The sequence below is a fragment of the Okeania sp. SIO2B3 genome, assembly GCF_010672525.1.
Taxonomy (GTDB): Bacteria; Cyanobacteriota; Cyanobacteriia; order Cyanobacteriales; family Microcoleaceae; genus Okeania.
In genome coordinates, this window is record NZ_JAAHGH010000006.1 from 1 (window position 1) to 16,578 (window position 16,578).

General features: G+C 38.0%; 14 protein-coding genes and 1 pseudogene. 6 read left to right on the top strand and 9 right to left on the bottom strand.

Annotated features, from left to right (window positions below; translation table 11 throughout):
• Window positions 1-847 precede the first annotated feature (847 nt).
• Window positions 848-2,815: an acetate--CoA ligase gene (gene acs, locus F6K15_RS07930; protein WP_293059426.1), complete on the bottom strand. Its 1,968-nt coding sequence runs from the start codon at window positions 2,813-2,815 to the stop codon at window positions 848-850.
• 134 nt (window positions 2,816-2,949) lie between these two features.
• A complete protein-coding gene (locus tag F6K15_RS07935; protein ID WP_293059428.1) occupies window positions 2,950-3,267 on the bottom strand; it encodes a transposase in 318 nt (105 codons plus the stop codon).
• A gap of 470 nt (window positions 3,268-3,737) precedes the next feature.
• On the opposite strand from F6K15_RS07935, the gene F6K15_RS07940 reads away from it, so the two are divergent.
• The 4 genes from F6K15_RS07940 to F6K15_RS07955 all read left to right on the top strand — a co-directional run bounded on the left by F6K15_RS07940 (window position 3,738) and on the right by F6K15_RS07955 (window position 6,999).
• Window positions 3,738-4,286 (top strand): hypothetical protein, encoded by a 549-nt coding sequence (locus F6K15_RS07940; RefSeq protein ID WP_293059430.1) that lies wholly within the window; start codon window positions 3,738-3,740, stop codon window positions 4,284-4,286.
• A gap of 362 nt (window positions 4,287-4,648) precedes the next feature.
• The gene (locus tag F6K15_RS07945; protein ID WP_293059433.1) at window positions 4,649-5,344 is read left to right on the top strand and encodes a hypothetical protein; all 696 of its coding nucleotides are present in this window, start codon (window positions 4,649-4,651) and stop codon (window positions 5,342-5,344) included.
• Between the two features lie 71 nt (window positions 5,345-5,415).
• Window positions 5,416-5,625 carry a hypothetical protein gene (locus F6K15_RS07950; RefSeq protein ID WP_287275840.1) on the top strand — a complete coding sequence of 70 codons (210 nt, stop codon included), beginning with the start codon at window positions 5,416-5,418 and terminating at the stop codon, window positions 5,623-5,625.
• 813 nt (window positions 5,626-6,438) lie between these two features.
• Window positions 6,439-6,999 (top strand): peroxiredoxin, encoded by a 561-nt coding sequence (locus tag F6K15_RS07955; RefSeq protein WP_293059444.1) that lies wholly within the window; start codon window positions 6,439-6,441, stop codon window positions 6,997-6,999.
• A 357-nt stretch (window positions 7,000-7,356) separates the two neighbouring features.
• On the opposite strand, the gene F6K15_RS07960 is transcribed toward F6K15_RS07955, so the two are convergent.
• The 3 genes from F6K15_RS07960 to F6K15_RS07970 form a co-directional block, all read right to left on the bottom strand.
• A complete protein-coding gene (locus F6K15_RS07960) occupies window positions 7,357-8,208 on the bottom strand; it encodes an alpha/beta fold hydrolase (protein ID WP_293059447.1) in 852 nt (283 codons plus the stop codon).
• 469 nt (window positions 8,209-8,677) lie between these two features.
• Complete coding sequence (locus tag F6K15_RS07965) at window positions 8,678-8,842, bottom strand: hypothetical protein (protein WP_293059449.1); 165 nt, start codon at window positions 8,840-8,842, stop codon at window positions 8,678-8,680.
• Between the two features lie 689 nt (window positions 8,843-9,531).
• Complete coding sequence (locus tag F6K15_RS07970; RefSeq protein WP_293059451.1) at window positions 9,532-9,738, bottom strand: hypothetical protein; 207 nt, start codon at window positions 9,736-9,738, stop codon at window positions 9,532-9,534.
• Window positions 9,739-9,993: 255 nt separating this feature from the next.
• On the opposite strand from F6K15_RS07970, the gene F6K15_RS07975 reads away from it, so the two are divergent.
• On the top strand, window positions 9,994-11,466 hold the full coding sequence (locus F6K15_RS07975; protein ID WP_293059454.1) for an ATP-dependent DNA helicase RecQ: 1,473 nt from the start codon (window positions 9,994-9,996) through the stop codon (window positions 11,464-11,466).
• Window positions 11,467-11,502: 36 nt separating this feature from the next.
• On the opposite strand, the gene F6K15_RS07980 is transcribed toward F6K15_RS07975, so the two are convergent.
• From F6K15_RS07980 to F6K15_RS07995, 4 genes and pseudogenes are all read right to left on the bottom strand, one after another.
• Window positions 11,503-12,405, bottom strand: coding sequence for a YdcF family protein (locus F6K15_RS07980; protein WP_293059457.1), 903 nt, complete (start codon window positions 12,403-12,405; stop codon window positions 11,503-11,505).
• Window positions 12,291-12,599: pseudogene (locus tag F6K15_RS07985) on the bottom strand (zinc ribbon domain-containing protein); the annotation flags it as partial. The pseudogene F6K15_RS07985 and the gene F6K15_RS07980, both read right to left, overlap by 115 nt.
• Window positions 12,600-12,771: 172 nt before the next feature.
• Entirely contained in the window at window positions 12,772-13,536 is a 765-nt protein-coding gene (locus F6K15_RS07990; protein ID WP_293059459.1) for a Uma2 family endonuclease, read from the bottom strand.
• A 361-nt stretch (window positions 13,537-13,897) separates the two neighbouring features.
• Window positions 13,898-14,704, bottom strand: a complete 807-nt coding sequence (locus F6K15_RS07995; RefSeq protein ID WP_293059462.1) for a hypothetical protein — start codon at window positions 14,702-14,704, stop codon at window positions 13,898-13,900.
• 454 nt (window positions 14,705-15,158) lie between these two features.
• Between F6K15_RS07995 and ctpB the strand changes: the two genes are divergently transcribed.
• Window positions 15,159-16,466 carry a carboxyl-terminal processing protease CtpB gene (gene ctpB / locus F6K15_RS08000; protein ID WP_293059464.1) on the top strand — a complete coding sequence of 436 codons (1,308 nt, stop codon included), beginning with the start codon at window positions 15,159-15,161 and terminating at the stop codon, window positions 16,464-16,466.
• Window positions 16,467-16,578 lie beyond the last annotated feature (112 nt).

The window sequence follows — 16,578 nt, forward strand, 5'->3', positions numbered from 1 at the left end:
GTTTCGCGATCGCGAACCCTTTATGAGAATAATTATTATGAGAAAAACATTTAATTTTTTAAAGGGATTATATCTTTTAAACTCTTACCCCACAATGCTTTTGAGGCGCTTGTCACCCCGTGAGGTTTTTTTCTTGTCTTAAGCCTTCCTGCCTGTTGCCTGTTGCCTGTTGCCTGTTGCCTGTTGCCTACCTTTGCTATACAATACCGATGCTACCGGACATGATATCAGGAGTCAGGAGGGAAGAAAGAAGAACAAAGAGAAAGTTTTTTGGTAGTCCTGCTCGCGTAATGGTATACAAGGAACAAGGGATGCTTGGCACAGGAGCAAGATGCTCCCACTGCCGTACCTCGTAACAAAAATAATGCAATGCACGACCATTACAATGCACCACCACCAGTTTTTTTTATCACTAATTAGAGTTTGCTGATTAACTATCAAAGCATTGACAGATAAAGGTTTTAGCCTTCTGAGATTTCCAAAAAGTACGCTTGTTTTAGTCTAAAACGTTCAAAAAGGAGCGCATTTTGGGCAAATCGAGGACAGAAAAATTGAGGGACAATTCTTACTTCTATCTCCTCTAAATTCCCATTTCTCCTGTCTTCCCCTCCTGGGAGGGGTTAGGGGTGGGTTGTCTCCTACCCTTACCCATAAGACTTTTTCCGCAAACCCTAATTATCCGGAGATGATATAACTTCTGGCTGTCTTGAGTGTGTCTTACATTCTGGAGGCGATGTGTGCGGAAGTTCCGCACGAGAAAAGCGCCGTAGGAGACCTCAGAATTACACACTCACTTCTAACTTCTAACTTCTAACTTCTAACTTCTGACTTCTGACTTCTGACTTCCTTACGCTCCACCCCGTAACTTATCTAATACACTCCGGTCTTGTAACGTTGAAGTATCCCCAGCAATTTCCTGACCCGCCGCCAGAGACCGTAACAACCTTCGCATAATCTTACCAGAACGAGTTTTAGGCAAATCTTCAGTAAAGCGAATATCACCAGGACGAGCGATCGCTCCTATCTCCTGGACAACGTGCTGCTTCAACTCCTTCTCCAAAGCTTCATCTGGTTCGCGATCGCCTTCTAAAGTCACAAAAGCCACAATATCTTCACCTTTAACCTCATCAGGTTTACCAACAACTGCCGCCTCAGCAACAGCAGGGTGAGACACCAATGCCGACTCTACCTCCATAGTACCCAAACGATGACCAGCCACATTAATCACATCATCAACGCGACCCATCACCCAAAAATAACCATCCTCGTCTCTGTGAGCACCATCACCAGCAAAATAAATATACTCTCCACTCTTCGGACGTAAATACTCCCAATAAGTACGACGGAAACGGTCATCATCTCCATAAACAGTCCGCATCATTCCCGGCCAAGGATGCTTCACCACCAAATAACCACCATTATTACCATCCACAGACTCACCTTCCTGATTGACAATATCAGCAATAATGCCAGGGAAAGGCAAAGTCGCCGAACCAGGTTTAGTCGAAGTCGCACCAGGTAAAGGAGTAATCATAAACCCACCCGTTTCAGTTTGCCACCAAGTATCAACTATCGGACAGCGATCGCCACCAATAACACGGTTATACCAAATCCAAGCTTCTGGATTGATCGGTTCTCCCACTGTTCCTAACAACCGCAAAGAAGTAAGATTTCTAGAATTGGGATGATGTTCTCCCATTTTCATTAATGCTCGGATAGCAGTAGGAGCAGTATAAAAAATAGTAACGCCATATTTTTCTACCACATCCCACAGACAGCCAGGATTAGAAGCTCTTGGTGCGCCTTCATACATTAAGCTAGTGGCACCATTGGAAAGAGGACCATAGACAATATAACTATGACCAGTAATCCAACCTACATCCGCAGTACACCAATATACATCTGTATCTTGCAGGTCAAACGCCCATTTATTAGTAACATGAGTATAGAGATTATAACCACCTGTGGTGTGTACAACACCTTTAGGTTTGCCAGTAGTTCCACTGGTGTACAGAATAAATAGCATATCTTCACTATCCATCGGTTCCGCTGGACATTCCCCAGAAGCTCCTTTTTGGACATCGTGCCACCAATGGTCGCGCCCAGGTTCCATCTGAATTTGTTGGGCAGTGCGTTTAACCACTAGCACATTTTCCACAGTGGGGGCACCTGCTGCTAGAGCTTTGTCTACTTGTTCTTTTAGGGGAACAATGGCATCCTTTCGCCAACCACCATCGGCAGTCACTACTAACTTAGCCTCAGCATCAACCAGTCTGTCTTTGAGAGCTTCGGCACTAAAACCCCCAAAAACAACAGTGTGAGGAGCGCCTATTCTGGCACAGGCCAACATGGCAATAGCTGCTTCGGGAATCATCGGCATATAGATACCCACGCGATCGCCTTTTTTCACTCCCAATTGTTTGAAAACGTTAGCCATCTGGCAAACTTCCCGATGTAGTTGGGCGTATGTAAGGGTGCGAGAGTCTCCAGGTTCTCCTTCCCAAATCAGGGCTGCTTTGTTACGTCGCCAGGTGGTAAGATGACGGTCGAGGCAGTTATAGGAAATGTTAATTTTGCCATTAACAAACCATTTAACAAAAGGTGGCTGCCAGTCAAGAACTTTGTCCCATTTCTCGAACCAATCTAATTCTGTTTCAGCTAGTCCCGCCCAAAATCCTTCTGGGTCAGCCTTGGCCTTTTCGTAGAGTTGTTTATATTCTTCTATACTTTTAATATGTGCTTTTTGAGCAAATTCTTTAGGTGGGGGAAAAAGGCGTTTTTCTTGTAGGATTGATTCAATAGTCGGTTGTGACATTTTTGTATTTGTAGTTACTGCTAATAATTATTGTGGACTTAGAATGATATTAAGAATCTTTATTTTTTTTAAGTTGAGTTAAGATTTTGAACACACACCATTTTTCAGTTATATTTCTTCCCGTTACTTTATTTTTATATCCACCGAAGACGAGGACGAGATTTAAACTTTGATGGATTCTGTTTATAAACTTCGTTCGCTGCTAAAAAACTCTTCCAATTTTTCTCTAAAATCATCAATATTTGTTGAGATACTTTAGCTGGCATTGCTTGATAATCTGATTGAGTAGAGAGTGTTTTTTGCAGGTCGTAATAGGAAATATTTGTATTTTCAAATATAAAAGACTGACGAACTAAGTAATTAGCATAGTTATAGAGATTTTTCGACAAGAAACACAGTCGGTCAATTTCAGGATAAAACCGATGATTTTTTGTATGGGATATGTCTCTCAACTAATCTCATAAATCCAGGAGTTAAAATTATATTAGGATTCGAGGACGCGCGGAATTTTGATGATTATTTAGTCTGGAACTAAGCGTGCCAATTTCATTATACTATTAATACAGATTGCCTTTGAGTTATTAAATTTTGTCAAATATAAAGGCGCTCTTTTGCACAAATCAACGAAGATATTTGACATGATTTGACTATATATGACTATATTTACGTATAACTTTTATTATACCTAAATACTAACCATCAAACGCTACAATAATATAAACAAAAGTTAAGATCGTAGGTATACAGTCTTTTGCTAGTTGACAGGTCCATCCTATTAATAATAGGATTAACTCAAAAGTTATTGGAGTGCAAAGTTTGCGGTCTCGCATTCTTTTGTTATGTTTCACTTAGGAAAAAATTTTGTTCAACTTTTTTAATTGTTCTATATAATACCTATATAATACAAGGTGGATACACAAACATGAAAAAAATCATATCACTTTTGCTGTCCTCTTTACTTGTGTCAATTTTTTTTATTGCTACACCAGCAAATGCAGTGCAAGAAACAACTATACTGTTTCAAGATAACTTTGATGAAGAACCATCATTGGCAGAGGGTATTACAACTTTGACGAAGTGGGACATCGTCGATGGTAACGTCGATGTCATAGGGGAAAAAGGAGGTCAAACTATATATGATTTTTATCCCGGTAATGGACTTTTCTTAGATTTGAGTGGATATTTAAGTACTTCAACCCTTGAGGCAAAAGACAGTTTTAAGTTAACCCCTGGCTTCTATAAGCTATCCTTTAAAATGGGTAAAAACGGAGATTCTGAAAACACCTATACTGTTGAGCTTGGCGATCTTTTTAAGGAACAGTTTCCCCCGACGGGTCTTACTACCTTTGAGCGTGAAATTGGAGTCGCTCAGGAAACCGATGTTCAGCTTCGTATTATTAATAATGGTCCTAATATAGGTGGAGGTCCTGTGTTACTTGAAGTAACTTTGACTAAAGAATCAGGTTGTTAAGTTGGACTTGTTGAGCTACTAACCTAAAGTGGGACAAATTTGCCAAGAGTGAGCTGCGGAAATAGCTGTATATAGGAAGGCTTGCATTATGGATTGTTCCAGTTTATTGGTAGCCACAAAAAAGCAATGCTTATGTTCTCCGATGGGTTTAAGTAGGACAAGTAAAAGTTTGAAAAAAAAATCACCCAGTAACGAGAGCTGTAGTTCACAAATTGTCCTGACCAAAAAAACTTACTGCTATAATTTATGATTTCCTAATGCTCAATCTGTTATACTGATAACCAAGCGCTACAGCTACAATATAAGTTATTATATAAAAGGTTTTCGCAGATTGGAATGGGCGAGCTGATTTAGGAGGATGATTGCAAGCAAGAGAAATCGAGCCTAAGCTGAAACAACTTAGCAGTCTTGCCTGGTCAACTGAACCTGCGTTAGCCCAGAGGTTAGATGAAGTAACACGCTGGATTAAGGATATTAGGCCAGGCTTGTTAATGCAGAAAGGAGTCTTAGTAGGATTTTTGTTAGAATTAATTAAGGATGGAGAATTTTGGTTAAAATTGCAATCCTTAACAAATGAAGAAAGGCAACTATTTTTAAGTCATCTTCCATCACCAGTAAGGTACTGGTATGAAAATCTTTTTCCAAAATGGTTTAATGAAAACGATCGTAAATTCTATATATGGAAACAAAAGTTAAGATCGGGGGAATTTAATCAAGAAGATGCCGATATACTAAAATCTGTTGCTCGTCAGATAAAAAGTCGTGACGGGTGTGTTGTTCATCGTTATATAGCAGATTTGTCTATGGCAACAGATGTAATTGTGAGTAGTAGCACAGGTAAGCCTCTCTGTGTTCAAATTACTACTATGTCCGGAGAATTGTGTAATCATAAGTATAATGAATGGAAAGATACACTACAGCAATGGAAAATTAGAAGGGGTATTTTTGTTAGTTATAATCCCGGACAGGACCGCTCAGTTATTCAATTAGTAAATCTTGTTCTGCATAACAGCAGACATTTAACTGAGGCTAAATATATTAAATTTTGTTTTAGATAGGAATTGAGCAAATTTCTATTACATTTTCAACTTGCACATCAAACTACGCATTTTAATACTAGGCAGGATACATGGTAACAATTAGCAAAACTCTGTCAAATAAAGAACGTTTAGAAAAAGTTTGGCACGCTCTCCAAGAGGCTCAACAATTACAAGAAGACCGACTAACTTGGGGAATAAATCATGTCAATTTATACGTGGAAAATATTGATGGAGATTGGCTGGAAAAATGGGGTGAAAATGAAGAGGAATTAAGTGAAAAGTTACCAATCAATTCATAAGCTTCTAACAAGTCAAAAGACCAAAGTCAAAAGTCAAAAATACAGCAGATTCCTCGCATAAGAGGTGCAAGTATTAACGTTGAAATCTTTGTATTGCGGGCATCTTGCCCGCTAGTACTGTACCTGACTGAGATGAAATTCGCTATAAATAATTGGAGAAACAGTAACAATGACTGAACTAAAAATTTAAGATGGTCTAACAGAAGAAAGAAAGAAGAAGGAAGAGGGAAATACTGGCGTTGTTTGAACTTTAAGCTTTTGATATGTCCGCGCCCTTTCCTTACACTGCTATATGATCGATCGCCTTTATATTTTGTGATGGAAATGAAGAGCTATCGTTCAGAAAAATGAAGATACTATCCCTCAAACGTAGAAGGAAAAATCATCCAACACTCTAGGTTTTAGGCTTTTGATATGTTCTATAGCAGAAGGAAAAAGGTTTTATACCAAGCGTGAAAAAAGAATGCTACAAAAAGGTAGACCTTGCTCGAATATGCTTAAAAATAGCTAGTCCAGTTCATTTTAGATAGTTATTTATATTGTTTTTCCATTTTTTTCAATATTTATCCCTTCTTCCTTCTTTCCTCTTCCTTCTTTCGTACGGACGCCCTTATACAACGTCCCTACCATTTGTAACAAACATTTATCAAATTGGTATTAGTTATCTAGGAGAGAAGGAAGAAGGAAGAAGGAAAAATCTGGCGTTGTTTGATTTTTAAGCTTTTGATATGTCCGCGCCCTTTCTTTAGACCATTCTAACAGCTATAGCTACTGCTATATGTAAAAAATGTCACACCTACAATGGAGATTTTTATGAGCAATTTTACAGAATTACCTGCAAATCTTCCTATCCCAGTAGATGATGGAGCTTGTAATCACCTACAGGGTTTGTTTGTGCCATCACTTACTTTACCTTCAACCCATAATAGATATGTAGATTTATCTGAAATTTCAGGTTACGTCGTTATTTACTGTTATCCCATGACTGGTCAACCAGGTATTCTACTACCCGAACAATGGGACAAAATTCCTGGAGCAAGAGGATGTACCCCTCAATCATGCGCTTTTCGAGACCATCACCAAGAAATAACAGATTTAAAAGTGCAAGTTTTTGGTATCAGCACACAAAAAACTGAATATCAGATAGAAGCAGCGAAGCGACTTCATTTACCTTTTGAACTTCTGAGTGATAGTGATTTAAACTTTTCCCAAGCGTTAAAACTGCCAATATTTGAAATAGAAGGAAAGCAACTACTCAAAAGAGTTACATTAATTGCACAAGCAGGAAAAATTCTCAAAGTTTTCTATCCAGTATTCCCACCTGATAGAAATCCTGATGATGTAATTGATTGGTTACGAAATAATCTCGTTTAATAGCTAGTCAATAATCAGTTTAACAGACATAGCAATTACATATTTTAAAAGCTCATTATTTATGCCCAAAACTAATTTAATATTTAAGAAAAATAGGATATTTGATTATAGATTTTAACCCTAGTTATATTATTTTTGGATAATGAGTTATAGCACTACACATTAAGATTAGGACAGCTAAAAAACTTCAAAAAATTACAATTAAAAGTTTTGACTCTAGCTGATAGCTATATAATAAAATTTCTCTCTGTAGTTTTGCTCTAGCCCTTTAAATACTTGTCTTAGGGCTAAAGCCCAACTACAAACATAATATTTAGACACTATGTTACCTCAATTTACTGCTAATTTTTTCAGATTTCAAAAAATATCTAAAAAATTCCCAACAGTCTGATTAAATTTTTCTGGTTCCACCAAAAATAGCCAATGATTTCCCGGAACTTTTTCCATTTTTAAATTCCTTAAATATTTCCGATAAGGCTTAATTTGCAACTCACTTCTATTCACACCTTTTTCTGGTTGAATAAACAAAGTCGGCACATCAATATATTCTGTTAAACCAGGAACTCGCATCACCTCTTCAAATATTTCATCCCGCGCCGGAATCACAAATTTACTTCCCCACTTACCATCAGCTTTTTCCTCCATACTTTCCTGAAATACTATCTGTTGCAATTCACTCCAACCTGCATATTTTCCTAACTGCTTTGCCTGAGTTTCTGCCTCAGCAAAACTATCAAATGGACCCATACCTTTTAAGGTTTCTAAAGTACGATAAAGAATAGGAAAAGTAACTTTAATTAATCCCGGCATTTTGCCAATAAAAATCGGGTCTATCAACATCATACTTTTAAATCTTTCTCGATTTTGTCTTGCCCAAATACAAGCTAATTTTCCTGTCCAAGAATGACCTAAAATATGAGCAGAAGACCAGTTTAAATGCTCCATGAGCGCTTCTAAATCAGTAATTGTTTTCTCGAAAGTATACCCACTTTCTGGTTTTCCACTTTCTCCATGACCGCGCATATCTGGTGCAACAATATGATATTTATCCGCTAAATACTTTCCTAAACTTGACCAAACTAAAGCCAAATCTGCCAAACCATGTAATAGCAAAAGTGGCTGTTTTTTATCTTTATTTTCCTCTAATTGCCACTCCAAGTAAGAAAGTTGAATATCAGGTAAATTTACAGTTTTGCGAGTATAAAGCATAATTAAATATGATGATTGAATATTGAGCAATTAAATAGGGCTTGCTGATTAAATCTAAAAGCATTGACATATAAATAATTTAGTCTTTTTGGGGCCTTTAAAAAATGCCTGATTTTCAGTCTGAAACGCTCAAAAAGGAGCGTATTTTAGGCGCATAGTTGGGCAGAAAAATCAAGGGACAATTCTTACTCCTACCTCCTCGCTAATTCTCATTTATCCTTTTTTCCCCTACCAGGAGGGGGAGGGGCGAGGGGTCGGTTGTCTCCTGTCTACTACCCCTACTAAAATACTTTTTCAGCAAACCCTAAATATTATAGCAAGTAGCGTTGAGAAAATTTGGTTAGCAAAATTAATTGCTAGAGGTAAAAAGCCATTTTTCTCTACAACTCATCGATCAATAAATTGATGTATCATATTACTTTTGAGAATTGATATTAGTACGGTTAATTCAACAATTAATAATTAATCATTACCTTAAAGTCAGAGGATTTATCAAAATAATTGGGTCGCGCCACTCCATCGGGAAATGGCGAAATATTTTTGGAACGAAACTCAAATCCCCTACTTCCCATCCACGCTCCGGGTTAGGGGTGGGTTGATTTCTGACTTCTGACTTCGTTAAAGCAGTCGCCATTACTGACATATCAAAAGCTTAAAACTCACACAACGCAAGATTTTTCTTTAGACTTCTTGCAAAAGTCAGAGAATAGGGAATAGACAGATGAAATTGGGGTGCATCTCATATTTGCAAAAATACTTTTTTCCTATATATTCCCTTTCGGAGCTGTTGCCTTCCGGAGCTGTTGCCTGTTGCCTAAAAGCAATAAATTTTTGGCTTTATTCACGCATTGAGATGCACCCTGAAATTGTTTATTTCATAGTCTTGAATTGATTTAATTAACTTTTTTGCAACAGGTCTATTCTTGCTTTCTGCTTTTTATTTCTTCCTTCTGCTATACCAACTACCAAACTAACTGCTGACTACTTCTTCAATTCGGTTTTAAATAAACTGAGTAGATTCAAGCACCCCTAACAAGAACCTCAGACACAAAATATTTTCATTTTCTGAAGCTCTTACAAAAAAAGTCGGAGCCGAATCAAAAAAGAGCTTGCATCTTCAAAAAAACTTTGATAGTATAATGTTATTGGGTGGTGTTCGCCCCTGCGCATGATGTTTTATTCAACATAATTAAAAGCCAAGCGATCGCCAATACCAACAAAATCACCCAAAGGAGCAAAAAATCATTTTCTGGAGCACCAAAAAAAGTCGGAGCCGAATCAAAAAAGAGCTTGCATCCCCAAAAAAACTTTGATAGTCTAATGTTATTTGGTGGTGTTCGCCCCTGCGCATGATGTTTTATTCAACATAATTAAAAGCCAAGCGATCGCCAATACCAACAAAATCACCCAAAGGAAAAAAATCATTTTCTGAAGCACCAAAAAAAGTCGGAGCCGAATCAAAAAAGAGCTTGCATCCCCAAAAAAACTTTGATAGTCTAATGTTATTGGGTGGTGTTCGCCCCTGCGCATGATGTTTTATTCAACATAAAAAACCCTAGAAAGAAAGAAATTAATAATTATCAAAATAATTGGGTCTAAAACCCCGCCAGGAAATGGCGAAATATTTTTGGAGCGAAGCTCAAATCCCCTACTTCCCCTCCTGGGAGGGGCGGGGGTGGGTTAACTTCTGTAGGGGCGAATGGCCATTCGCCCCTACGACTTCTGACTTCTGACTTCGTCAATAACCCTACAACTTCAAACATCAGAAAAAAACAATATTCAACCATGAATAATTCCGAACAAACCACTTGGAATAACATCCGCGAAGCCTTCCGTAAAATCTGGGGATACGATAATTTTCGACCACCACAAGGAGAAATAATTAGTTGCTTATTAAAAGGAAAAGACGCCTTAATAATCATGCCAACTGGAGGAGGAAAATCAATCTGTTTTCAACTACCAGCTCTACTAAAAACAGGCTTAACTTTAGTAATTTCTCCCTTAGTGGCACTGATGGAAAATCAAGTTCAAGAATTGCGCGATCGCTCACTTCCCGCCTCTCTTCTCCATAGCCAAATTCCCAATTCCCAAAAACAAAAAACCCTCCAAGCATTACAACAAAATAAACTAAGATTACTCTATCTTTCCCCAGAAACTTTACTTAACAAAAAAGTTTGGAATTTACTCTGCCAACCCCAGATAAAAATCAACGGTTTAATATTAGATGAAGCTCATTGTCTAGTACAGTGGGGAGAAACTTTTCGTCCTGCTTATCGTCGCTTAGAAGCAGTACGTTCAGCACTAATAAAATCTAAAACTCCAAATACTAATATTGCTATTGCTGCCTTTACCGCCACTGCCGACCCCCAAGCCCAAAATATTATTAAAAAAACCTTACAACTGCAAAACCCACAACCATTTTTACTTAGCCCCTACCGAAATAATTTATATTTAAAAATTCAAAAAATTTGTACTCCCAGAAGTCGCCGTCAACAGTTATTTAAATTTATCAAAACCAGAGAAAAACAAGCAGGTTTAATTTACGTTAGAACCAGAAAAGACAGTGAAAATTTAGCAGAAATATTACGACAAAAAGATTATAAAACTATAGCTTATCATGCAGGTTTAAGTGCTCAAGAAAGAAGAAATATTGAGAAAGCTTGGATAGGTGGAGAAATAAATTTTGTAGTCTGTACATCTGCCTTTGGTATGGGAATAAATAAACCAGATGTGCGGTGGGTAATACATTTTCAAGCACCATCACTTTTGTCTGAATATATTCAAGAAGTCGGTAGAGGTGGTAGAGATGGGAAACCTGCCGAAGCTTTAACATTAGTCAGCGAACCTACTGGTTGGTTAGACCCAGAGGATAAACAAAGACAAAAATTTCTAGTGGATAAATTGCGATCGCAATATCAAACAGCCCAAAAATTAATCAAACAACTGCCAACTACAGGAAATATTAATGCTGTAACAGATGAATTTCCTGATGCAGCGATCGCTCTCTCTATCCTACACTCTTCCGGAAAACTGAGATGGCGCGACCCCTTTAACTATATTATCAATAAGTCTGGTACTGGCAAAATATTATCCTTAGATTACAATTCCGGTATTCAGGAAATTAATCAATATTTCACCACAAGCAAATGTCGATGGCAGTTTTTACTACAAGCATTTGGCTTTTCTAAGGAAGCTCAGAATATGCGTTGCGGCCACTGCGATAATTGTATTCGGAGAGGAAAGCGCTATATTAGGTAAAGCAGCCGAAACAAAAGATTAGGACAAATCAACAGCTTAAAACTGAAACCGCACAATATTCTTTCTTCCTTCCTCTTCCCTCTTCCCTCTTCCTTCTTCCTTCTTCCTTCTTCCCCGACAAATTGACTCAGACTTCAATTTTGCCTGATGCTCGCAGCGAAAACCATCCTTGCACCATTGCGTCATATTCACCTGTGTGAGTTTTAGCACATCAGCACATTTTGGTTCTATTATCTTACTTCCCACAGCCCAAAATAAACTACGAATTACATCCAAACCAGTCTTGAAACGAGATTCTCTATTACCAGGTACACCTATTTCCTCAACAATATCAGTTTCTACCCATATCCCATTAGTACCCAGAATAATCTGTGCTAACCATTTAGCTCTAGGTAAATGAGTAGGAGATGTTACCAGTTTAATATGTTCCACTTCCCATTTCTTGAGAATTGGCAAAGTAAAATAGAAGTTACCAAAAGTAGATTTAGCGCAATGTTCTAACCAAATATTCTCTACAGGAGCATTTTCCCGTTGAAATAATCCCACAAGACAAGGGTCTTTAGATCCAGCAGAAATTAAAATTGGGGTCTGAGGATATTGTTTTGCCACTTGAGCAATATAAATTTCCCGTTTAATACTCCCACCTAAAACTAAATAAGTATCCACAGGAGATTTTGCTGCTGACTGGAGTGAAATAGTATTTCCCACTAGCAACACTAATAGACTAGAAAATATAGAAAAAAGCAACAACAGCAATATTTTCCTGATTTTCTGATTGCCACGAATGTTTGGATTTTTTATCATAGAAATTATAGCAAGTTCTTTTAGCTTATCTCTATCTGCTCTATAAAACTTATACAAAGCGTCACATAGCGTGACAACTTGAGGTTTACTTCCTGCTTCTTGTGAGGCCGTCGGCGGTTGCTCATCCACAGGCATTCACGGTCGAGCCGACCGCATCTGTCGCTCTTTATACTTGCGTTTAAATCTCGATCTATTGACAAGCCACAGTCGGGGCAGTCATAAGTTCTCAGATGCAAGGGCATGTCTTGAACATGACCACAGTTAGAACAAGTCTTTGATGATGGAAAGAATCTATCTACTACTACTAATTCACTTCCGTACCATTGGCATGTGTTTTTGGCATAGAAGTTAGGACTCAGGACTCAGAAGTCAGGAAATTCAGGCAGAGAATAGGGGAAAAAGGTAGAAAAATGCTCTCATCTCCCAAACTCCCCTACTCCCCTACTCCCCTACTTCTGTCCCGTAGCGCCATAATTATTGAATCGGACATAATTTCCTATATCAGAGCGAATCTGGATCGACACCCAAATCGCGTAATTTAGCAGCTAATTTTTCGGCCCGTTGCTTTTCTTGTTCGGCCCGTTGCTTTTCCTGTTCGGCCCGTTGTTTTTCCTGTTCGGCTTGTTCGCTACTCCACAATAACAAATTTTCGGACTTATCCCACCATCTGAGCCAGCTAATATTTTGTCCTAATCTTTCCCCTTGCCAAATTCCCAAGAACAAGTCTAATTCCGGTATCCAAAAATGTCCATTCTCATTAGCTGACTCAAAGCGATACTTTCCATCGTGCAAACTGCGCACCTCTAAATTCTCTTCATAGGGGTCATAAGTTACATAGGTTGGTACTTTGAGGATCTGTTCATAAAAATAAAGTTTGCCATAAGGTGGAGTCGAACGCACTGATAGTTCCCCACATTCTGTTTCTGAGAGGAACTCCATCACTACAGCTACAGGAGCGCCTTCTAGATGGGGAGTGTAACTACGGCGAATGACTCCCTCTGCCACTGGTTGTACTTGGGGGACATAAAACCAATCGGGAGCTTTGACAACTATTTTTTTGTTAACGGTAGCTACTAATCCAAAATTTGAACCAATGAGCATTTGAGGTTGAATGAACAATGCAGCTCCCAAAGCATCAGTCAGAGCAGTAGCAAGGATAGGTTGTTGAAAATTTTCCACTGGGTCGTCTGGTAAGGTAAAGTCTGCTGGTAGTGCTTTCCAAGTTACAGTTGGTTCTGGTTTAGTGGATTTTATTTGTAGAACCATTTTTAGTGTCTATCTTATGGCTAAGGGTGGACTGTATTTATATTATTATAGATCCCAAATGGGTTCTATTTAAAAATAGATGGGGAGATGGGGAGATGGGGAGATTAGTATATTTGCACAATTTTTTGTATTTCATATAATTTGAAGTCCTCATGGAATCTGATTGAAAAACTTTCTCCTACTAGCGCGTCAAGCTGAAAATGATGTATTAAATTTTTGAGTATAATTCTTGCTATGACTAAGGTTTGGAGAATTTTCCTCAAACACTATTTCAAGCTTGACGCGCCACTACAATACAATAGTGAAATTCTTAGGGAGTTCCCTAAATTATTTTCGCACCTATGTCTATTAATCACCACAGTTATTCAGAAGATTCTGGCAAGACAAAACGCATTTCTCCATTTTGATCGATTTCCACCTTTCCTCCAAGCTTGAGAATTTCTTGTTGAGCGCGATCGCGTACTTTTTGGTCTATTGTTTGACCGTATACCCATAACCAAGCATTAAACTTGATTAATTTACTATCGGGGTCTCGCTTCAGAAATTCTGCTGTTTGTCTAAACAGAGATGTTAACCCTTGATATGATGTATTTTCAGCCCATTCAGCAGCCATTTCATGAGAATCAATTGCTCCAGGAATATCACCTACTAACAGTAATTGATCTATGCCTTTCCATCTCCATACTTGCCAAGCTTTCGGATCTATTTCTGGAGAAAGTACATCGGTACCGCGAGTCATATATTCTACCGCGACTTCTGGTTTACCCTCATATATAGATAAAGAGTTAGACACAAATAGATAAGTGTCAACCCATCTTGGATCTAAGCGGGTGATGATCTCAAAGTAATCTTCACTCAGAGAATAGCCTGTTTGATTTCTGGCAGAGTCGTCCCCAAAATATTGCAAAAATTTGAGAAACACCCAGTCTGCAATCAAATTATCAAATCCAAAAGTCGGAGATGCCTTCAATAATTTTAGCTGTAGAGCTTCTTTTTCTTCAGCTTCTACTGCTTCTGCCAAATCTAAAACGATTTTCTCTTTTAAGGGAGAATTTTCTGAAGGCCAGAATACTTGTAAAGTGATTATACTTCCTAAAGCTGTTATGAAAACTGCTAGATTTACGAATGAACCTAGCCAATTTGAGCTTTTAGCTTTTGTTTCCATCATATCTTAAAATTTTTATGTCAAGAAAACTAACGAGCGAGAGATCCAAAATTACAACAGTTTTCGACTTAATTTAGTTACAAGTCGATCGGCCTTTCAGCAACAGAGAATAGAGATGAAGTAGAAAGAAAGGAATAAGCAGGAAAATTAGTCACTTTATTTTCCCTTTTCCTTCTTCAAGTTAAACTGTACCTCACCATCCTAAAAAGTACTGTAAGATGATTATCAGTTAATTTATTTTAATTACTTAACTCTTCTCAAATATAGAGTTAGAGACAATAGTCGTAACGGTAAAATTTGACTAGACAGTAAATTCCCTTGTCACTATAGATACAATAATAAATATATTCAGCTAATATTGTAGTATATTAGACTTCTTTCAAAAAAATACTATCCCATTATCATAAATTAGTGGGAACGTCAATATCAATAAATGTCCAACTACTAAAAAAATTCAATGAAATCAGCCTCAAAACGCAACTCCATTCTTCAAGTCATTTTGTACAGTGGAGCGATCGCTACAACCACAGCTTTATCTTTATTGGCCCCTAACCTGAGTAAGCCTGCTGAAGCAAATTTAGAAAATAGCCCGAAAGCAGTTCTGGATGAAGCATGGCAAATTGTCAATCGAGAATATGTTGATGGTAGTTTTAATCAGACAGATTGGCAAGCGACTAGGCAAACTTTGTTAGAGAAAAATTATACTTCTAGCGAACAAGCTTATGAGGCATTACGTCAAGCATTAGATCAACTTAATGACCCCTATACTCGTTTTCTAGACCCAGAGCAGTTCAAAACTTTGACAAATCAAACATCAGGGGAAATGTCTGGAGTGGGAATGCAGTTAAAAGAGGATGAGCTGAGTAAAGTAATTACGGTGGTGGACGTTGTAGAAAATTCTCCAGCTATGAAAGCAGGTTTATTACCAGGAGATCAAATTCTGGAAATTGATGGCAAACCTACTGCTAGTTTGAGTGTATCAGCAGCAGCAAAACTAATTCGAGGTGATGTGGGTACAGATGTTGTACTGCAAGTCATGCGTTCTGGAGAAACAGAATTTGATGTAACTTTAACCAGGGCGAGAATAGAATTACAAGCAGTTCGTTACGAGCTTAAGCGTGAAGGGAATGAACGTATTGGGTATATCCATTTACAAGAATTTAGTGCCCATGCGGGAGAACAAATGCAGAAGGCGATCGAAAATCTGGATAATCAGAATGCTGATGGTTATGTTTTAGATTTGCGGGGCAACCCAGGGGGTTTATTGCGCATTAGTATAGATATTGCTCGGATGTTAATGGACAAAGGTGCTATTGTCAGTACAGTTGACCGTAATGGAGAAAAGCAAGAATTGCGGGCAAACCGTTCAGCTTTAACTGATAAACCAATAGTCGTCTTGGTAGATGGTGACTCAGCGAGTGCTAGTGAAATTTTAGCAGGGGCACTTAAAGATAATGGTCGTGCTGTGATTATGGGAGATCAAACTTTTGGTAAAGCTTTGGTACAGTCAGTACATTCTTTATCAGATGGTTCAGGTTTAGCAGTAACTATTGCTCACTATTATACTCCTAAAGGAACTGATATTAGTAAAAAAGGTGTTACTCCTGATGTCAGTATAAATTTGACAGATTCTCAAAAACGACGTTTATATAGGCAACCAGGGGCGGTCGCTACTATATCAGACCCTTATTATTCTAGAGCGGTAAATCTCTTGAAAAATAAAATATTGTTACGTCCGTTAGTATTGCGGGACCAACAAAATTGAAGTTAGGAATGATGATTTTAGGTGTTGCTGAAAATAGTTATGAGAGCTGGAACTAAAGTAAATCAATAGTCACTAATCTATATAATAAATAATGGAATATATTGATCGTACA